Annotated in this window: 20 protein-coding genes; 4 read left to right on the top strand and 16 right to left on the bottom strand. The window is 73.7% G+C overall.

What is annotated here, in order from left to right; genetic code table 11:
- Positions 1-5: 5 nt before the first annotated feature.
- The 3 genes from ychF to BJ993_RS16370 form a co-directional block, all read right to left on the bottom strand.
- Positions 6-1,079 (bottom strand): redox-regulated ATPase YchF, encoded by a 1,074-nt coding sequence (gene ychF, locus BJ993_RS16380; RefSeq protein WP_036547993.1) that lies wholly within the window; start codon positions 1,077-1,079, stop codon positions 6-8.
- Positions 1,080-1,147: 68 nt separating this feature from the next.
- Positions 1,148-1,969 carry a zinc metalloprotease gene (locus BJ993_RS16375; RefSeq protein WP_179649975.1) on the bottom strand — a complete coding sequence of 274 codons (822 nt, stop codon included), beginning with the start codon at positions 1,967-1,969 and terminating at the stop codon, positions 1,148-1,150.
- A 147-nt stretch (positions 1,970-2,116) separates the two neighbouring features.
- Positions 2,117-3,202: an oxygenase MpaB family protein gene (locus tag BJ993_RS16370; RefSeq protein WP_179649973.1), complete on the bottom strand. Its 1,086-nt coding sequence runs from the start codon at positions 3,200-3,202 to the stop codon at positions 2,117-2,119.
- A 73-nt stretch (positions 3,203-3,275) separates the two neighbouring features.
- Here BJ993_RS16370 and BJ993_RS16365 point away from each other — a divergent pair, with 73 nt between their 5' ends.
- Complete coding sequence (locus BJ993_RS16365; RefSeq protein WP_036547987.1) at positions 3,276-3,908, top strand: TetR/AcrR family transcriptional regulator; 633 nt, start codon at positions 3,276-3,278, stop codon at positions 3,906-3,908.
- A gap of 7 nt (positions 3,909-3,915) precedes the next feature.
- Here BJ993_RS16365 and BJ993_RS16360 read toward each other — a convergent pair whose 3' ends face one another.
- Genes BJ993_RS16360 through BJ993_RS16340 form a run of 5 tightly spaced genes read right to left on the bottom strand, consistent with a single transcriptional unit; the run spans position 3,916 to position 7,909 of the window.
- Positions 3,916-4,605, bottom strand: a complete 690-nt coding sequence (locus tag BJ993_RS16360; protein ID WP_179649971.1) for a RibD family protein — start codon at positions 4,603-4,605, stop codon at positions 3,916-3,918.
- Positions 4,578-5,444: a lysylphosphatidylglycerol synthase transmembrane domain-containing protein gene (locus tag BJ993_RS16355; protein WP_218865169.1), complete on the bottom strand. Its 867-nt coding sequence runs from the start codon at positions 5,442-5,444 to the stop codon at positions 4,578-4,580. Before BJ993_RS16355 ends, BJ993_RS16360 begins: the two co-directional genes overlap by 28 nt.
- Before the next feature lie 42 nt (positions 5,445-5,486).
- The gene (locus BJ993_RS16350) at positions 5,487-6,509 is read right to left on the bottom strand and encodes a glycosyltransferase family 4 protein (protein ID WP_308645601.1); all 1,023 of its coding nucleotides are present in this window, start codon (positions 6,507-6,509) and stop codon (positions 5,487-5,489) included.
- Positions 6,506-6,919: a 6-pyruvoyl trahydropterin synthase family protein gene (locus BJ993_RS16345; protein ID WP_179649968.1), complete on the bottom strand. Its 414-nt coding sequence runs from the start codon at positions 6,917-6,919 to the stop codon at positions 6,506-6,508. The genes BJ993_RS16350 and BJ993_RS16345 overlap by 4 nt, the downstream gene beginning before the upstream one ends.
- A complete protein-coding gene (locus BJ993_RS16340) occupies positions 6,920-7,909 on the bottom strand; it encodes a zinc-dependent alcohol dehydrogenase (protein WP_308645600.1) in 990 nt (329 codons plus the stop codon).
- 123 nt (positions 7,910-8,032) lie between these two features.
- Here BJ993_RS16340 and BJ993_RS16335 point away from each other — a divergent pair, with 123 nt between their 5' ends.
- A complete protein-coding gene (locus BJ993_RS16335) occupies positions 8,033-10,174 on the top strand; it encodes a CDP-alcohol phosphatidyltransferase family protein (RefSeq protein ID WP_308645599.1) in 2,142 nt (713 codons plus the stop codon).
- Between the two features lie 66 nt (positions 10,175-10,240).
- Complete coding sequence (locus tag BJ993_RS16330) at positions 10,241-10,630, top strand: hypothetical protein (protein WP_179649964.1); 390 nt, start codon at positions 10,241-10,243, stop codon at positions 10,628-10,630.
- Here the strand turns inward: BJ993_RS16330 and BJ993_RS16325 are convergent.
- Both BJ993_RS16325 and BJ993_RS16320 read right to left on the bottom strand, forming a co-directional pair.
- Entirely contained in the window at positions 10,603-11,286 is a 684-nt protein-coding gene (locus tag BJ993_RS16325; protein ID WP_179649962.1) for an anti-sigma factor family protein, read from the bottom strand. The two genes, BJ993_RS16330 and BJ993_RS16325, sit on opposite strands and share 28 nt — an antisense overlap.
- A complete protein-coding gene (locus tag BJ993_RS16320) occupies positions 11,283-11,795 on the bottom strand; it encodes a sigma-70 family RNA polymerase sigma factor (protein ID WP_179649960.1) in 513 nt (170 codons plus the stop codon). The genes BJ993_RS16325 and BJ993_RS16320 overlap by 4 nt, the downstream gene beginning before the upstream one ends.
- Positions 11,796-11,866: 71 nt before the next feature.
- Here BJ993_RS16320 and BJ993_RS16315 point away from each other — a divergent pair, with 71 nt between their 5' ends.
- Positions 11,867-12,649 (top strand): exodeoxyribonuclease III, encoded by a 783-nt coding sequence (locus tag BJ993_RS16315; RefSeq protein ID WP_179649958.1) that lies wholly within the window; start codon positions 11,867-11,869, stop codon positions 12,647-12,649.
- Between the two features lie 3 nt (positions 12,650-12,652).
- Here the strand turns inward: BJ993_RS16315 and BJ993_RS16310 are convergent, their stop codons facing one another.
- From BJ993_RS16310 to BJ993_RS16285, 6 genes are read right to left on the bottom strand one after another with little or no spacing between them, the layout of a single operon-like run.
- Positions 12,653-13,438, bottom strand: a complete 786-nt coding sequence (locus BJ993_RS16310) for a glucosamine-6-phosphate deaminase (RefSeq protein WP_179649956.1) — start codon at positions 13,436-13,438, stop codon at positions 12,653-12,655.
- The gene (gene nagA / locus BJ993_RS16305; protein ID WP_179649954.1) at positions 13,438-14,541 is read right to left on the bottom strand and encodes an N-acetylglucosamine-6-phosphate deacetylase; all 1,104 of its coding nucleotides are present in this window, start codon (positions 14,539-14,541) and stop codon (positions 13,438-13,440) included. The genes BJ993_RS16310 and nagA overlap by 1 nt, the downstream gene beginning before the upstream one ends.
- On the bottom strand, positions 14,534-15,439 hold the full coding sequence (locus BJ993_RS16300) for an ROK family protein (protein ID WP_036547953.1): 906 nt from the start codon (positions 15,437-15,439) through the stop codon (positions 14,534-14,536). Before BJ993_RS16300 ends, nagA begins: the two co-directional genes overlap by 8 nt.
- Positions 15,436-16,851 (bottom strand): glycoside hydrolase family 3 protein, encoded by a 1,416-nt coding sequence (locus tag BJ993_RS16295; RefSeq protein WP_179649953.1) that lies wholly within the window; start codon positions 16,849-16,851, stop codon positions 15,436-15,438. Before BJ993_RS16295 ends, BJ993_RS16300 begins: the two co-directional genes overlap by 4 nt.
- Complete coding sequence (locus tag BJ993_RS16290) at positions 16,848-17,690, bottom strand: carbohydrate ABC transporter permease (RefSeq protein WP_179649951.1); 843 nt, start codon at positions 17,688-17,690, stop codon at positions 16,848-16,850. The genes BJ993_RS16295 and BJ993_RS16290 overlap by 4 nt, the downstream gene beginning before the upstream one ends.
- The gene (locus BJ993_RS16285; RefSeq protein ID WP_218864720.1) at positions 17,690-18,592 is read right to left on the bottom strand and encodes a carbohydrate ABC transporter permease; all 903 of its coding nucleotides are present in this window, start codon (positions 18,590-18,592) and stop codon (positions 17,690-17,692) included. Before BJ993_RS16285 ends, BJ993_RS16290 begins: the two co-directional genes overlap by 1 nt.
- Between the last annotated feature and the right edge of the window lie 45 nt (positions 18,593-18,637).

The raw sequence follows: 18,637 nt of genomic DNA, 5'->3' as shown, positions 1-18,637 counted from the left end.
CGGCTTTACACGTTGAAGCGGAACTCCACCACGTCACCGTCGGCCATGACGTAGTCCTTGCCCTCCATGCGGACCTTGCCGGCCTCCTTGGCCTTGGCCATGGAGCCCGCGGCGACGAGGTCGTCGAAGGAGACGACCTCGGCCTTGATGAAGCCCTTCTCGAAGTCGGTGTGGATCACGCCGGCGGCCTGCGGGGCGGTGGCGCCCTTGGGGATCGTCCACGCGCGCGACTCCTTGGGGCCGGCGGTGAGGTAGGTCTGCAGGCCGAGGGTGTCGAAGCCGACCCGGGCGAGGACCTCGAGGCCGGGCTCGGTGACGCCGGCCTCGGCGAGGAACTCGGCGGCCTCCTCGTCGTCGAGCTCGATCAGCTCGGACTCGAACTTGGCGTCGAGGAAGATCGCCTCGGCCGGCGCGACGAGCTCGCGCATGCGAGCCTTCAGCTCCTCGTCGGCCAGCTCGTCGGCGTCGCAGTTGAAGACGTAGATGAACGGCTTGGCGGTGAGCAGCGAGAGCTCGCGCAGCAGGGTCCGGTCGATGTCGGTGGCGATGATCGGCGTACCGGCCTCCAGCGCCTCCTTGGCGGCCTTGGCGGCCTCCAGGTTGGCGACCAGCTCCTTGACCTTGCGCGACTCCTTCTCGAGGCGTACGACGGACTTCTCGACCGTCTCGAGGTCGGCGAGGATCAGCTCGGTCTGGATCGTGGAGATGTCGTTGCCGGGGTTGACCTCGCCGTCGACGTGGGTGACGTCCTCGTCGCGGAAGACGCGGGTCACCTGGCAGATGGCGGCGGACTCGCGGATGTGCGCGAGGAACTTGTTGCCCAGGCCCTCGCCCTGCGAGGCACCCCGGACGATGCCGGCGATGTCGACGAACTCGACGGTGGCGGGCAGCTGGCGCTCGGAGCCGAAGATCTCGGCGAGCTGCGCGAGCCGCGGATCGGGCACGCCGACGACGCCCACGTTGGGCTCGATGGTGGCGAACGGGTAGTTCGCCGCGAGGACGTCGTTCTTGGTCAGCGCGTTGAAGAGCGTCGACTTGCCCGCGTTGGGGAGACCGACGATTCCGATGGTGAGTGCCACGGGCGGCGATTCTATGGCCGTACGACGAGGCGGCCCGAATCAACGATCGGGCCGCCTCGCCGGCAGGATCAGGAACCGTAGAGCGCGCGGACCCCTGCAGCGTCGGACGCCTGGAACTCCAGGTCGCTCGAACCGCCGTTGCACTGCGGGTAGTGCATGATCGAGGAGGAGTCGTACGGCGTCAGCGGGCGCCAGTTGTTGTCCTCGAAGCAGGTGCCCGACTCGGGGCGGGTGTGCTCGTGGCGGAAGCCGAGCGTGTGGCCCAGCTCGTGGCCCAGGATGTCGCCGGGCTCCCAGTTGCCCGAGGTCCAGATCGAGTCGTCGACGAGGACGTTGCGCTGGCGCTTCGACGTGCTCGGGAAGAACGCCCGGGCGATGTACTGCGACGTCTGGACCGGCTCCACCGAGAACAGCACGCTGTTGTTGCGGGTGGTGCAGCTGCCGTCCTGGGCCGCGACGTAGACGAAGTTGACCTTCGACGAGGCGGCCTCCCAGAGACCGGCACCGGCGGCCATCGCGTTGACGATGTCGTCGTGGCGGGTGCCGAACTTGGTGCTGACGCAGTAGGTCAGGTTGGCGACCTGGGACGCGCTCCACTTGTCGTCGACGCCGCCGACGGTGTTGACGATCAGGCCGTCGGCCTGGGTGTCCTCGGGCCCGACGAGGCGCTCGTAGAACTTCTTGAGGTCGCCGTCGGTCGAGATCGCCTCGTCACCGTTGACGACATAGGCGCCGTCGACGTCGACGTACGTCGAGGCCTTGAACTCCTTGTAGGTCGGGATCGCCGACCCGTCGCCGTTCGCCGATGCGGCGGAGACGGTGGCACCGGCGAACGTGGCCACGAGACACGCTGCGCCGGCGGAGATCCTGCTGGTCCGGGTAGAGAACATCCAAGAACCTTTCTTCCGAGAGTGGAACTGCCACATCGAAGCGCCGATCGACCCCCGGGAACAAGAGATCTTGCGGTTCAGAAACGCGCAGGGTCCGTGGCTGCACGAATGTGAGCCACGGACCCTGCGTCCGTCGTACGGGTGCGGTCAGGCGGTCTGCATCGTCCCGATGTGCTGTTCGGACTCGACCAGGCCCTCGTCGGACGGCTTCACGCCCTGGTTGAACACGCGGTCGCGCTGCTTCTCGCGGATGTCGTGGTGCGCCTCGGCCGGGATCGCGAAGCCGAAGTGCTCCTGCGCCTCGCGCACGCCCCAGACCCGCGGGGTCCTCGGCGGGATCCCGAGGATGGCGGGGGCGGCGATCTCGACGGCCTGCGGGGCCAGCAGGTCGAAGAGCGCGAGGCGCGCGTTCATCGAGCGCTCGAAGAACGCGTGCAGCGCCTTGTTGCCGACCCGGGCGACCAGGTCGAGCACGCGCCCCTGGCGCAGGTTGGCCATGTCGCGCATGTACCGCGGGTACGTCGAGATGACGCCCTTGCTCATCAGCCACATGGCCGGGGCGAGCGCCTTCTTCTGCCAGCCCGGCATGCTCGGCGGCAGCGCGACCGACAACGGCATGATGAAGTGGATCATGTCCTGCGCGGCCTCGGACGCGGCCAGCCGCGGGCGCCACTCCTCGAAGTAGCGGTGCACCTCGGCACGGTTGGCCGGCACCTCCGCCGGGTCGATCGTCTGCAGCTTCGCGATCTCGGCGCACTCCGCCCAGAACTGGTCCTCCTCGGCGGGCGTGAGCCTGCCGGGGCCGAACATCTCGTAGCACTTGAGGATGGAGTGCCACGCCGTGACGTGGATCCACAGCTGCGACGAGGCGCTGTTGGCGTCGTACGTGCTGCCGGTGACGGGGTCGTGGCCGACCGCCTTCGAGTGCACCTTGACCAGCACGTCGGCGGCCCTCGCGGTCTGCTCGGCGCCGCCGAAGAGCTGCATCGCGAAGTAGCGCAGGGTGCGGCCGTAGCGGGTCGAGGGCCGGTACTTCACACCGCCGGACTGCACGACCGCGGCCGCCAGGTTGGGGTCGAAGTGCTCGATCGTGACGGCGCGCGCGAAGCCGAGCACGTACGACGTCGGGTGCGACCACACCTTCCACGAGACGGAGTCGGGGCCGAGGAAGCCGTAGTCGGCCATCGGCTCGTACTTCGGGAGCATCTGCTTGCGGGTCTGGACACCCAGCATCGGGCTCTCCTCATCTGATTGCTACACCTGCGTAGGTTCACGAACTTTACACCAGTGGAATATTGTCAACCACGTGAACGACGTCACGCCGGCTCCCAAGCGGCGCTACGCGAAGCGGCTCCCCGTGGAGAAGCGACGCGAGCACCTGCTCGACGCCGCGCTGCGCGTGCTGGTCCGCGACGGCTACGACCGGGTCACCATCGAGGCGATCGCCCGGGAGGCCGACGTGACGCGGCCCGTCGTCTACGCGGCGTACGACGGCCTGGAGCCCCTGCTCCACGCCCTCCTCGACCGTACGCAACGCCGAGCGCTGGCCTCGGCCCTGCAGCTGATGCCGGCGCGCACCTTCGAAGGAGACGTCGACGACTGGGTCCTGACGGCCGCCGGCGGGCTGATCGACGCCGTGCAGCACGAACCCGACGTGTGGCGCCCGGTCCTCGGCCTGACCCAGAACGCACCGGCGATCGTGCGGGACCGGATCGACTCGACCCGCGAGCTGATCCGCGGCTACGTCGCCGACGCGCTCCAGGTCGGCCTCGAGCGGCGCGGCGGCCCGGACGTCGACGTCGACGTGCTCGCGCACCTGGTGATGATCACGGCCGAGCACTTCGGGCGGCTGGTGCTCGACCAGCCCGAGCGCTACGACAAGGAGCGCCTCGTCGGCGCGCTCGAGGGCCTGCTGAGCGCCACGCTCCCCCAGCCCTGAGCGGCGCTCAGCCCGGGAACCGCTCCGACAGCGCGTAGCGCAGCAGCGCCACGTCACCGATCGCGCGCGTCTCCACCAGGCTCGCCCGTCGCCCCGCGTGCCACGGGAAGCCGCCGTCGCCGACGAACCGGGGCGCGCGGGAGTCGCCCACGAAGAAGGGCGCCACGACGAGCTGCAGCTCGTCGGCGAGGCCCGCCGACAGGAACTGGGTGTGCACGGTCCCGCCGCCCTCGACCATCAGCCGACGCACGCCCCGCGAGCCGAGGTCGGCGACCAGGTCGGCCATCCGCACCTCGGCGCCGAGCCCGACCACCTTGGCCTGCGAGCCGACCCGGCTCTCGAGCCCGGGCACCGTGGCGTCGGGGCAGTACACGAGCTTCTCGCCGTCGCCGGCGGTGAAGAAGCGCGCCTCCGGGGACAGGTCGCCGCCCGAGCTCAGCGTCACCTTCGTGGGCCCCTCGGGCCGTCCCTCCGCGACACGTCGCCGGCGCCGCTCCTCCGAGCGGACCAGCAGCCGCGGGTCGTCCCTGCGGACCGTGCCCGCACCGACGAGGATCGCGTCACAGCCGGCCCGCACCGCGTCGACGCGGTCGAAGTCGGCGTCGTTCGAGAGCAGCAGCCGCTCGCCGCCGGCGCTGTCGAGGTAGCCGTCGAGGGAGATGCAGCAGCTCAGGAGGATGTAGGGGTGCTCGCCCATGTCCGACCTCCCTTCGCCCGCTCCGGGCCGGTCGTCGGCACGCTCCGCAGGACCAGCAGGCCGGGCAGGGTCGCCACCAGCGACAGGATGCCGAAGACGACCGCGACCTCCACCCCGGTGCCCGCCCCCAGGCCGGCGGCGCCGAAGGCCGCGGCGGCGGCACCCTCACGCGGCCCCCACCCGGCGATGCCGAGCGGGATCGCGGAGGCCAGCAGCACGACCAGCGCGAGCGCGGCCAGGTCCGCACCGGGTGCCGTGACGCCTGCCGTCCGTGCGGCGACGACGAACACGGACAGGTGGCCGGCGGCGGCGAGCGCCGAGAGCAGCACCACCTCCGGCCAGACCCCACCGAGCACGGCGCGGGCCTCGCGTCGGGCGGCGACCAGCACCACCACCGCGGCGAGCACGACGAACGCCAGCACCCCGAGCACCCACCCGCGCAGCGCGTGCGGCAGCAACGGGACGCACGCGACGGCCAGCGCGACCTGCACCGCCTGACCGCTCGCCCGGTCCCAGACGACCGAGCGCAGCCCGCGGCCGAGCGCGCCGGCGTCCCGGCCGTGCCGGTACCCACGGTGGACGTCGCCGGCGACCCCGCCGGGCAGGGTCGCGTTGAGCACCTGCGCCCGGTAGCAGGCCCGGTAGGCCGCGCCGATCGGGAGTCCGACCCCCAGTCCTCCCGCGACCAGGCTCCAGCGACGCGCGCAGCAGGCGGTCGTGGCGGCGGTGACGACCAGGGCGTACGCGATCGCCCGGGGATCGGTGCGGGCGAGCCCGTCGAGGAAGGGCTGGGGTCCCACGCGCAGCAGCAGCACGGCCAGCACCGCAGCGCCCGCCAGCAGCCGGATCCTCGTCCCGCGCGTCCCGTCGATGGCCGCCTCCTACCCCTCACCCACGTGTACGACGCCGGGCCCGATCCGGTTCAGCACGCCCGCCACGCACGCCGCGGTGCGGCCCCAGCCCGGCAGCTGCCCGCGCCGCTCGGCCGCGGCCGATCGCCAGTGGTGCCGCAGGGCGGCGTCGGTGAGCCAGCCGCGCAGGGCGCCCGCCAACGCGGCCGGCCGGTCGAGCGGGACCAGCGCGCCGGGCAGGCTCCCGTCGGGGGCGGTGCCGAGCGCCTCGGGGTGCCCGCCGACGTCGGTGGCGACCGCGGGGAGACCGCACGCGAGGCCCTCGGCGAGCGCCATGCCCCAGGACTCCCGTCTCGACGGGGCCACCACCAGGTCGCTGTCCGCCCGGACCGCGTCGAGGGCGGCGGGCGCGAGCGGCCCGGTCAGCTCGAGGCGGTCGGCGATCCCCAGCGTGCCGGCCCGCTCGACCAACGCGTCGACGAACGACGGCGCCAGGTCGAGCGCGCCCACCCACCGGCACCGCCACTCGAGGTCGCGGAGGTCGGCGAGCGCGGCCAGCAGGTCGTCGTACCCCTTGGCGGGGGTGACCGGGCCGACGGTGAGGAGCCGGCCGCCGGCCGGGGACCCGGCCGCGAGCGGTCGCGGGTCGACGCCGGGGACCGCCACGTGCACCCGGTCGGGCGGCACCTCGGTGTGGTCGAGCACCCAGCGGCGCGACCACGCGCTCGTCGTCACCACGGCCCGCGCCGCGACGAGCACGTCCGGCTCGAAGGGCCCCGACCCGGGCATGTGCAGCAGGACCACGAGGCGCAGCCGGTCGCGCTCCGCCAGCAGGGCCCGAGTCGTCGACGCGACCAGGCCGTCGACCAGCACGAGGGCATCGTCCGGCAGCCCGGCGAGCGCCCGGCCCGGCCCGTCGTCGCCGACCCGGTGCTCGCGCACCGTCCACCCCCGCGCGACCAGCGCGGAGGCGAGCCGGCGGTCGTAGACGTTCCCGCCGCTGGGTCGCTGCGGGTCGTCGATGCCGGCGGGCACGAGGAGGTGCAGGGTCACAGGGACCGCTCGTAGCTGGCCCACGCGACGTGCGACTCGTGCAGGGTGACCTGGATGCCGGTCAGGGCCCTCCCGCCCGGACCGAGGTCACCGGCAGAGGCGCGGTCGGCGAGCCGGTCGGCCACCCAGCGCGCGAGCACCTCCGTCGAGGTGTTCTGCCCGGCGAGGCCGACCTCGTCGTCCGCCCGCTCGTCGTCGAGGTTGCGGTAGTGGAGGCGGCCGAGCACCTCGTGGAGGACCTCCGTGGCGCGGCCGATGTCGACGAGGATGCCGTCGGCGTCGAGCTCCGGCCCGGCGAAGGTCGCGTCGACGACGAAGGTCGCGCCGTGCAGCCGTTGGGCCGGTCCGAACACCTCCCCCTGCAGGCTGTGCGCCACCATGATGTGGTCGCGGACGGTCACCCGGAACATTCAGTCCTCCTGGCCGTGGTCGGAGTAGTCGATCGAGTGGCACAGCCCCGGCAGGTCGCCGGACGCGATCCGCGCCATCACCCCGGGCAGCTCCGCGAACGGCGACGAGCCGGTCAGCAGCGCGTCGAAGGCCGGGTCGCGGAGCAGCTCGAGGGCCAGCGCGAGCCGGTCGCGGTGGGTGCGCGAGCCCCTCCGGGCCGGGGCCACCGCCCCGACCTGGCTGCTGCGCAGTGTGAGCCGCCCGGAGTGGAACGCCTCCCCCAGCGGTACGGCGACCGGCCGGTCGCCGTACCAGGACAGGTCCAGCACCGTCCCCTCCGGCTCGACGAGCTCGAGGGCCCGGCGCAGCCCGGCCTCGGTCGCGCTGGCGTGCACCACGAGGTCGCTGCGCCCGGGCTCCTCGTCCGGCCCGGCGAAGCCGGCACCGAGGGCGGCGGCGACCGCGGCACGGGTCGGGTCGGTGTCGACGAGCGTCACCGTCGCGCCGGGCACGCGCGCCACCAGCCGGGCGACGCAGCACCCGACCAGCCCGGCACCGACCACGGTCACGTGGTCGCCCAGCAGCGGCGGGGCGTCCCACAGCGCGTTGAGCGCCGTCTCGACCGTGCCGGCGAGCACCGCACGCCCGGCGGGGACGCCGTCGGGCACGGGCACGACCGCGGCAGCCGGCACGACATAGGCCGTCTGGTGGGGGTGGAGGCAGAAGACGGTCCGCCCGAGCAGGTCCTCGGGCCCACGCTCGACCACGCCGACGCTGAGGTAGCCGTACTTGACCGGCCCCGGGAACTCACCCTCCTGGAAGGGCGCGCGCATCGTGGCGTGCTGGCTGGGCGGGACCCGGCCGGCGAGGACCAGCGACTCGGTGCCGCGACTGATCCCGGAGCGCAGCGCGCGCACCAGCACCTCGTCCGGCCCCGGCTCGGGCAGCGCGGCCGAGCGGATCTCACCCCGTCCCGGCTCCGTGACCCAGTAGGCCAGCGCGTCGACCACCCTCAGCTCCCTTCCCGGTCCGTTGAACCCAGGTCCCCGGTCCGTCGTACCACTCCTTGCGACCTAGGACACGGAGGTGCGATGGATCGGGTTCACCTTGCCCTTCGCGGACCGGCGGACCGGGTGACCGCGGTGCGCGCGGTGCTGGCGCTCGGGGTGGCCGCGCTGACCCTGCGCGGGCTCGTCACGCCGCTGGACGAGCGGTGGACGGCGGTGCTGGTGGGCACCAGCGCCGTGGCGCTGGTGCTGGACGCGGTGGACGGGTACGTCGCGCGTCGTACCGGCACCGTGAGCGCCTCCGGTGCGCGCTTCGACATGGAGACCGACGCCTTCCTGATCGCCGTCCTGAGCGTGCACGTGGCTCCCCTGCTCGGCTGGTGGGTGCTGGCGATCGGAGCGATGCGCTACGCCTACGTCCTCGCCGCCCACGCCTGGCCGTGGCTGCGCCGGCCCACCCCGCCGCGCTACTGGGCGAAGGTGGTCGCCGCCGTGCAGGGCATCGTGCTGACCGTCGCCTCGGCGACCCTCCTCCCCGACCCGACGGCCCGCTCCCTGCTGGCGGTCGCGCTGCTCCTCCTCGTCGAGTCCTTCGGCCACGACGTCGTGTGGCAGTGGCGGCACCGGTACGACGCCAAGGACGCGCCGCTGCCGGCCGGCACCACCGGCCCGACGCCCCGGATGCTCACCCTGGCGGCGGTCGCCGTCCTCTGGGTCACCCTGGCCCCGCCCCGGGTCGTCGACGGGGTCACGCCCGGCGACTTCGCCCGGATCCCCGTCGAGGGCGTCGCGCTGGCCGCGCTCGCGATCGTGCTGCCGCGCCGCGGGCGGCGGGCAGCGGCGGTGGTGGTCGGCGTGGTCGTGACCGCGCTGGCCGTGCTCCGCGCGCTCGGGCTGGGCTTCGACCTCTACCTGGGCCGCTCCTTCCACGTGCTCGGCGACTGGTCCTACCTGCCGAAGGGCGCCGAGGTCGTCCGCGACACCGAGGGCATGCCCGTCGCCGTCCTCGCGGTCGTCGGCGTGGTGGCGGTCGTCGGGGTGCTGGCCGCGGTGCTGACCTGGTCGGCTGCCCGGGTCGCGCGGACGGCCGCCGAGCAACCGCGCCCGACCGCGCGCACGCTGGTCGCGCTCGGCACCGCGTGGCTCCTCTGCGCGGCCGTCGGCGGCCCGGTCGGCGGCGTCGCCGCGGCCGGCTCGGCGGGGCTCGTCGTCGACACCGTCGACCAGGTGCGCGCCGACCACCGCGACACCGGGGTGTTCGCGCGGGAGCTGCGCTCCGACGCCTTCGCCGGCACGCCCGGCGACCAGCTGCTGCGCGGCCTGCGTGGCAAGGACGTGCTGCTGGTGTGGTTCGAGAGCTACGGCCGGGTGGCCCTGGAGGGCAGCTGGTTCGCGCCGTCGGTCGTCGACGTCCTCGAGGAGGGCGACCGCGAGCTGTCCGCCGCCGGCTACCGGTCCCGCAGCGCCTTCCTCACCTCCCCCACCTTCGGCGCGGGCAGCTGGCTCGCCCACGGCACCTTCCAGTCGGGCGCGTGGGCCGACGGCGAGCGCCGCTACGGCCAGCTCCTCGACAGCGACCGGCTCAGCCTGACCCGCGCGTTCTCGGCCGCGGGCTGGCGCACCGTCTTCGACGTCCCGGCCAACACCCGCGACTGGCCCGAGGGAGCGGCGTACTACGGCTTCGACCAGCTGTACGACTCCCGCAACGTCGGCTACCGCGGGCCGGAGTTCGGCTACGCCTCGATGCCCGACCAGTACACCCTCGACCACCTCCGGCGCACCGAGCTCACCCCCGGGCCGCGCCCGCGCGTCTTCGCCGAGGTCGACCTCGTCTCCAGCCACCACCCGTGGGCGCCGGTGCCAGAGCTGGTGCCGTGGTCGGAGGTCGGCGACGGCTCCGTGTACGACGGCATACCCGACCGCGGCGGGGAGGCGGTCGACGGCCACCGGGACCCCGGGGGTGCGCAGCGCAACTACGCCGCCTCCGTCCGCTACACGTGGCGCACGCTGATCTCGTTCCTGATGACCTACCCGGACCCCGACCGGGTCGTGATCGTCGTCGGCGACCACCAGCCGCACTCCTTCGTCACCGGCCGCGACGCCGGGCGCGACGTGCCGATCTCGGTGATCGCGCAGGACCCCGACGTGCTCCGACGGATCGACGGCTGGGGGTGGCAGGCCGGCGTGCTGCCCGGGCCCGACGCGCCGGTGGCGCGGATGGACACGATGCGCGACCGGATCCTGACCGCCTTCGGGCCGGGACGCTGAACCGGGAGCCGCGTGCCGTCGTACTCCCATCGTGAGGCTTTCGGCAATCGAGGATCGGAGAACGCGATGGTGATGCGTGCGGTGGGTGCACTGGCAGCCGTGGTGACGGCCGTGGTCCACCTCTACCTGTGGTTCGACGGCGTGCGCGACCAGGGCACGGTCGGCCAGCTCTTCCTGGTCAACGTGGTCGCCGGCGCGGTGATCGCGGTGCTGCTGGTCGCTTGGCGCAGCTGGGTCCCGCTGTTCCTGCTGGCCGGCCTGGGCGCGACCACGCTCGCGGCCTTCGTCATCTCCACCACGGCGGGCCTCTACGGCATCCACACCACGTGGGACAGCTGGTACGCGTGGGTCGCCGCGATCTCCGAGATCGGCGCCGTGGTCGTCGCCGTGGCCGCGGCCGTCACCGAGGGGTGGGTCGGCTCACTCGCTCACTCGTCGAGGCGGAGCACCGAGTAGCCGTTCGCGGTCTGCACCTCGACCGTGGCGATCTCGGCGGGCGCCAGCGCGGTGGCCATCGTGACGTGGACCTCCTCGCCCGGCTCGGTCCGCCAGGTGCCGACCTGCTCGCTGCGGCCGTCGGCCGCGCGCACGACGAGGACGTAGGTCTCCTCACCGCTGAGCGGGCCCTCGTAGGTGCAGGTCAGGTCGATCCGGGTCCCCCACCGGCGCCCGGTCAGGGAGACCCAGCCCGACGACTCCGTGCCGAGCGGCGCCATCCGCTGCGCGGCGGCCAGCTCGGGGTCGGCCGCCCCGGGGGTGGTCGGCGGGGAGTCGTCGCCGATCGTCGTACCGATGCCGAGCGCGACGAACGCGAGCAGGACCGCGGCCGCCGTCCCGACGACGGCCCTCAGGACGCGGCGCCGGCCGCGCGAGCGGCGGGCCTCGGCCACCATCGACGGCAGCAGCGTCGGCGGCACCGGCTCGGCCGGGCCGAGCTGCTCGACGACGTCGGCCTCCACCCGGCCCAGCAGTCCCGGGATGCCGGCGAGGTCGCGCAGCGCACGGGTGCACTCGTCGCAGCCGGACAGGTGGCGCTCGTAGTCGGCCCGCTCCCCCGCCGCCATCGCGCCGAGGACGTAGACCCCGTCCAAGTGGGCGTACGAGCAGCTCATGACGCCACCCCCGTCTCCTCGAGGATCAGCCGCAGGGCGCGCAGCGCGTAGTGGGTGCGGGACTTCACGGTTCCTTCCGGGATGTCGAGACGGCGGGCGGCCTCGGCCACCGAGCGACCGCGGTAGTAGCACTCGACGAGCACCGCACGGTGCTCCGGCGAGAGCTGGCGCAGCGCGTCGGCGACCACCCACGACAGCAGCAGCTCGTCGGTCCGGTCGTCACCGGCCTCGTCGAACGGCGGGTCCGCCGTCGCGAACTCGCGCATCCCGCGCCGGGAGCGCCACTCGTCGATCACGATGTTGCGTGCGACCGTGAACAGCCACGAGCGCACCGAGCCGCGGCTCTCGGTCAGCACCGCGGCGTTGCGCCACGCACGGAGCATCGTCTCCTGAGCGACGTCCTCCGCCCGGGCCCGGTCGTTGGCGGTGAGGTGCAGGCAGAAGCCCCACAGGGCCGACGCATGGTCGTCGTACAGCACCTGCATCGCCGTGGCCGGGTCCTCGTCCATGCGCACCTCCCTGCCGGGGATACGACGCGACCGTCTGCTGGGTTCAACTCCCTGCAGACTAGGGTTGCCCGGTGCGACTGGCCACCTGGAACGTCAACTCCCTCCGCACGCGGATCGACCGCGTCGAGGCCTTCCTCGACCGGCACGACATCGACGTGCTCGCGCTGCAGGAGACCAAGGCCCGCGAGGAGCAGCTGCCGCTGATGGGCCTGCAGGCCCGCGGCTACGAGGTCGCCGCCCACGGCCTCAACCAGTGGAACGGCGTCGCCCTGATCAGCCGGGTCGGCCTCGACGACGTCACCGTCGGCTTCCCCGAGCAGCCCGGCTTCGGCGAGGCGCTGGAGGTCGAGGCGCGGGCGCTGGCCGCGACGTGCGGCGGCGTAAGGGTCTGGAGCCTGTACGTCCCCAACGGCCGCAAGCCCGACGACCCGCACTACGTCTACAAGCTCGACTGGCTGGCCCGGCTGCGCGCCGCCGCGGACTCGTGGCTGGACGTCCCGACCGCGCTGGTCGGCGACTGGAACATCTGCCCCACCGACGACGACGTCTTCGACGTGGCCCAGTTCAAGAACTCCACCCACGTCACCCCCGCCGAGCGCGCCGCCTTCCAGGCGTTCCTCGACGGCGGCTGGTCCGAGGTCACGCGCAGCTTTGCGCCCGGGTACACCTACTGGGACTACTACCGCCAGCGCTTCGAGCGCGACCGCGGCCTGAAGATCGACTTCGTCCTCGGCTCCGCGCCGTTCGCCGAGCGGGTCACCGGGGCGTTCATCGACCGCGAGGAGCGCGACCCGACCGTGTACGCCGGCGCGCCGTCCGACCACGCGCCGGTGGTCGTCGACCTCGCGGACTGAGGGCTACAGGCCCTGCCAGGCCGGCTTGGCGTCGTACACCTCGCGGTAGTGGTCGCGGCGGGCCAGTCCTGCGGCGGCGGGACCGTCGCAGAGCACCGTCACGTGCGGGTGCAGCTGCAGCACCGACGCCGGGCAGGACGCGGTCAGCGGTCCCTCGACGGCGGCGGCCAGTGCGGCGGCCTTGCCGGCACCGGTCACGAGGAGCAGGAGGTGGCGCGCTCGCAGGATGGTGCCGAGGCCCTGGGTGAGCACGTGGCGGGGCACCTCGTCGATCGACCCAAAGAAGCGCGCGTTGTCGCGGCGGGTCTCCTCGGTCAGCGTCTTGAGCCGGGTCAGTGAGCCGAGCGACGAGCCGGGCTCGTTGAAGGCGAGGTGGCCGTCGCTGCCGATGCCCAGGACCTGCACGTCCACGCCGCCGGCGGCCGCCAACGCGGCCTCGTAGCGCTCGCCCGCCGTCGGCAGCCCCTCGGGCGTGGGGTCGGGACCGTGGACCCGTCCGGGCGCGATGCCGAGGGCATCGGTGAGCTCGCGGGCGATCGTGGCGCGGTAGGACTCGGGGTGGCCGGGCGGCAGGCCGATGTACTCGTCGAGGTTGAAGCACCGCACGGCGTCGTACGACGGCCCGGCGCCTGCGACGTGGCGGCGCACCAGCTCGCGGTAGGTCGGGAGCGGGGTCGACCCCGTCGCCAGCCCGAGCACCGGCGAGGTCCGGGCGCGGACCACGGTCTCGATGACGTCGGCCGCGAGTCGGGCCACGTCGTCGCTCGTCTCCAGGGGGACGACCTCCATCAGTCACCTCCGTGCAGCAGGCGGCCACCGACGATCGTGGCGACCACGCGCAGGTCGTCGTCGACCAGCGTCAGGTCGCCGCGGGCGCCGACGCCGAGGTGCCCGCGGGCGGGGTCGCCGACGACGTCCGCCGCGACCGTCGTGCAGCCGGCGACGGCGTCAGCGAGCGAGCAGCCGGTCGCGGCCCGGAGCACCCGCAGGCACTGCGCGAGGTCGGCGGCGGAGCCGGCGAGGGTGCCGTCCTCGAGGCGGACCGTGCCGTCGGCGACGACCACGGGCTGGTCGCCGAGCCGGGCCGGCCCGTCGGGCATCCCGAGGGCGGCGGTGCAGTCGGTGACCACGAGGAACCGCCCCCTGCCCAGGGCGTTCCAGTAGGCGCCCAGGGTGGCGTCGTGGAGGTGGTGGCCGTCGGCGATCACCCCGGCCACGAGCCGCTCGTCGGCCAGCGCGGCCCCGACCGGCCCGGGCACCCGGCCGCCGAGCGGGGGCATGGCGTTGCCGAGGTGGGTGACGAGCCGCGCGCCCCGGTCCACCGCCGCGCCGACCTCGTCCGCGCTCGCCTCGGTGTGGCCGACCGCGACGACCACGCCCCGGTCCACCAGCGCATCGACGACGTCGAGCGCCCCGGGCAGCTCGGGGGCGAGGGTCACCAGCGCGACGCCCGCCGCCCGCGACCAGCCCTCGACCAGCTCGGCCGACGGCGGGCGCAACCAGGTCTCGGGGTGCGCCCCCTTGCGGGCGGTCGCGATCATCGGTCCCTCGAAGTGCAGGCCCAGGGGCTCGGCGCCGGACCAGCCGGCCGGCGGTCCCTCGGCCAGCACGGCCAGCGCCCTCGACCGTGCGTCCGGCGCGGACGTGATGACCGTCGGCAGGAAGGCCGTCACGCCGAAGCTGGGCAGCGCAGCCGCGACCTCCCAGAGTCGTTCGGGCTCGAGGGTCAGGTCGATGCCGGCCGCCCCGTTGACCTGCAGGTCGAGGAAGCCGGGGAGGACGTGGAGCCCGCTGGCGTCGTACACGGGGGTGGCGGGGGCGGGCGCCGCGGCCACCACGCCGTCGACCACGGCGACGTCGACCGAGCCCCCGACGACGTACAGGTCAGCCATCCCGGCTCCCGAGGAGCGCGGCGCCCAGGGCAGCGACGGGGACGTCCTGCGGCGCCAGCCGGACCCGGCCGGCGAGGTCGAGCGAGGCGAGGAAGGGCGAGCCCGTGGCCTGCTCGGCCAACGCGTGCGCGACCGCGACCCGCAGCCGCTCGCCCACGTGGGCCACCCCGCCGCCGAGCACGACGACCTCCGGGTCGACCGTCAGCGCGACGAGCCGGACCGCGTCGGCGACGTGGGCGGCGAACCGGTCGCGCACCGCCTCCGCCGAGGGGTCCCCGCCGGCGGCGGCATCGAAGAGGGCCTGCGCCGGCGGACGGTCGGCGGAGGGCCACAGCGCGGCGAGCGCGGACCCGGACGCGACCGTCTCCAGGCAGCCGACCTGCCCGCACTCGCAGGCGATGCCCGCGGGGTCGACCGGGATGTGCCCGATCTCGCCCGCGGCGTTGCGCGCACCGCGCCGCAGCACGCCGTCGAGGACCGTCGCGGCGGCGAGGCCGGTGCCGATGCTGAGGTAGACGAGGTCGTCCTGCCCGATCAGGGTCGCGACGCCGAGGGCGGCGGCGTTGGCGTCGTTGTCGAGCACGACCCGCATCCCGGTGGCCTCGCCCAGGCGCGCGCTGAACGGGAATCCGTCGTCGACGCCGAGGTTGACCGCGTGGGTGACCGTGCCGTTCGCCGTGTCGACCAGCCCCGGGATGCCGACGCCGACGGCACCGTCGAGCACGAGGCCGGACTCGGTCCGCAGCCGGGCCACGACGTCCGCCGCGGCGGCGACCACCCCGTCGCCACCGGCCGGGCTGCCGGTCCGTACCTCCGCCAGCACCTCGCCGTCCGGCCGGGCGACCACGCCCAGGATCTTGGTGGCGCCGATGTCCAGCCCCACGAGCAACCCGGTCACCGCTGCCAACCTGCCTCTCGCAAGATCTCCTCGACCGCCGCGATCGACGGTCCGCTGTTGCCCCGCGTGCACACCCGGGCGTGCGGGGCGTCCGCCCAGCCGGTGCGCGGGCCGGGCCAGCCCCACTCGACGACGAGCACCGGCCCCCTCGCCGCCGCGAGCATCGCGGCGACTCCCGGCCGCCGGTGCCCGTCCCTCACCTGTACGACGACCGGCCCGTCCGGCAGCCGGTCGCCCTCGCCCACGACGAGGTCGGCGGCCACGCCCCAGCGGCCCTCGCCGACGGCGATATTGGCCTCGGTCGCGATACTCACCACGCGGGCGCCGGAGAGGTCCGGGAGCGTGCCCTCGACGACGCAGGCCCGGCGCGCCGCCGCGACCATCTCCGACACCTCGACGGAGAAACCCTCACACTTCGGCGGAGAAACCCTCACACTTCGGCGCAGGACGGCCACCCGGTCGGCGGCTTCGACCAGGCGGGCGAGTGGCAGGCGGCCCTGGGCGACGGCGGCCACGATCGCGGCCTGGATGTCGCGCACCAGGGTGGCCGGCTTGTCGGGTCCGGTGCAGAGGAGGTCGACACCGGCGACCAGCGCCTCGACCGCGGCCTCGGGGATCGAGCGGTCGCCGGACGCGCCGGCCATGTCGAGGGCGTCGCTGACGATCGCGCCGTAGAAGCCGAGCTCGTCGCGCAGCAGCCCGAGGACGGGGGCACTCAGCGTCGCCGGCAGTGCCGGGTCGAGCGCCGGCACCACCAGGTGCGACGTCATCACCGCCGCGGCCCCGGCCCCGACCGCGGCGGCGAAGGGCACCAGCTCGCGCTCGCGCAGCGTCGCCGGCGTGGCGTCGACGACCGGCAGCGCGAGGTGGCTGTCCTGGGCGGTGTCGCCGTGGCCGGGGAAGTGCTTCACGCACGCCGCGACGCCCGCGGACTGCAGCCCGTCCACCCAGGCCGCCACGTGCCGCGCGACGAGGGAGGGGGCCGCGCCGAAGCTCCGCGTGCCGATGACCGGGTTGTCCGGGTTGCTGTTGACGTCGGCGACCGGGCCGAGGTCGAGGTCGATGCCGACCGATGCCAGCTCCGCACCGACCGCGGCGCCGACCCCACGGGTCAGCTCCTCGTCGTCGACGGCGCCGAGCACGGCTGGCCCGGGCACCGGGCTGGCGTCCCGGCTGTGCAGCCGGGTGACGTCGCCGCCCTCCTCGTCCGTGGCGACGATCGCCCCCGGCCGGGCCGCGCGCACCGCCGCGACCAGGCTCGCCGCGTCGTCGAGCGAGCCGGTGAGGTTGGACCCGAACAGGCAGACCCCGCCGAGCCCCTCCTCGAGGAGGGCCGCCCACTCCGCCGGCAGGGACGGTCCCTCGAAGGACGCCAGCTGGACCCGCAGGGCCAGCTCTCCGACCACGCTCATCCCTTCACCGCGCCCGCGGTGATGCCCGAGACCATCCGCCGCTGCACGACCAGGAAGAAGATGATCACCGGGATCGTGATCAGCGTCGAGGACGCCATGATCGCGCCCCAGTCGACGCCACGGCTGCGCGAGTCGGTGAACGCGACCAGCCACACCGGCAGCGTCTCCTTCGCCGGGTCGGTCATCACGACGACCGCCAGCGTGAACTCGTTCCACGCCTGGATGAACCCGAAGACGCCGGTCGCCACCAGGCCGGGCGCGAGCAGCGGCAGGGTGACCTTGAAGAACGCCTGGGTCCGCGAGCAGCCGTCCATCATCGCGGCCTCCTCGAGCTCGCGGGGCACCCCGTCGACGAACCCACGCAGGGTCCACACGGTGAACGGGAGCACGCTGGCGACGTACACGATGGTGAGGCCGATGACGGAGTTGAGCAGGCCCATCCCGTCGAGCATCCTGTACTGGCTGATGAACAGCGCCTCGGCCGGGATCATCTGGATCACCAGCAACGTCAGGATGAAGGTACGACGTCCGCGGAACCGGAAGCGGCTCACCGCGACCGCCGCCAGGAAGGCGAAGAGCAGGGCCACCCCGACGGTCAGCAGGGTGACGGTCAGGCTGGTGACCAGCGCGTCGGTGAACGAGCCGTCGGCGAAGACCCGGCGGTAGTTGTCGAGGGTGCCGCCGGTCGGGACGAAGACGGGGTCCTCGCCCTTGATCCGGTTGCGCGGCAAGAACGAGCGGCTGACCATCCAGTAGACCGGGAAGACGCAGGCGAGGAAGACGAGGATCCCCACCAGGTCCGCGCCGACGCGGACGGGCAACGAGGTACGGCGGGCCATCAGGCGTCCCTCTCCTGCTTCAGCATCATCCGGACGTAGGGCGCGGTGAGCACGACGGTCAGCAGCAGCATGAACATCGCGGCCGCGGCGGCCATCCCGAAGTCACCGCCCTTGATGCCGAGCGTGTAGACGTAGGTGCCGAGCAGGTTGGTGTCCTTGCTGACCCCGCCGGCCTTCTGGAGCGTGTAGATCTGGGTGAAGACGCGCAGGTCCCAGATGACCTGCAGCAGGACGACGACCAGCAGCACCGGCCGGATCGACGGCAGCACCACGTGGACGAACCGCTGACGGGCCCCGGCGCCGTCGATCTGCGCGGCCTCGACGACGTCCTCGGGGACCTGGGTGAGGGCGGCGTACAGGGTGAACGCGACGAACGGGACGCTCATCCACACCACCACGAGCGTGGCGACGAGGAAGAACGACCACGGGTCGAGGAGCCAGCTGTGGCCGTCGAAGTCGCCACCGAGCGCGGTGAGGAGCCAGTTCACGACGCCGTACTCGGTGTCGAAGAGGAACTGCCAGACCGTCATCGCCGCGACCACCGGCATCGCCCACGCGAGCAGCAGCCCGCACTGGGTGAGGATCCGGGTCACCTTGCTCATCCGGGTCATCAGCAGCGCCAGGCCCAGCCCGATCGCGAAGGTGAGGCCGGCGTTGACGAAGCAGAAGGCGACCGTGCGGAGCACGACCGGCCACAGCTCGCCGTTGCCGAGCAGCTCGCGGTAGTTGCCCAGGCCGATCCACTCCGGCGCCTGGCCGAACTGCTGGGCCAGGCCGAACTCCTGCAACGACAGGACCACCTGCCGCACCAGGGGGTAGCCCAGTGCCAGCCCGAGGGCCAGGCTCGCCGGGAGCACCAGCCCCAGGGGGAGCGGTGTCCGGCGCGCGGTGCCGCGTGCCACGTCTTCTCCTCTTCTCCGGTACGGCGCCCGGCCGGTCCAGGACCG

It is taken from the genome of Nocardioides aromaticivorans, from assembly GCF_013408525.1.
Taxonomy (GTDB): domain Bacteria; phylum Actinomycetota; class Actinomycetes; order Propionibacteriales; family Nocardioidaceae; genus Nocardioides; species Nocardioides aromaticivorans.
Note: the sequence above shows the minus strand (reverse complement) of the source record. Positions and strands in the feature narration are given on the sequence as shown.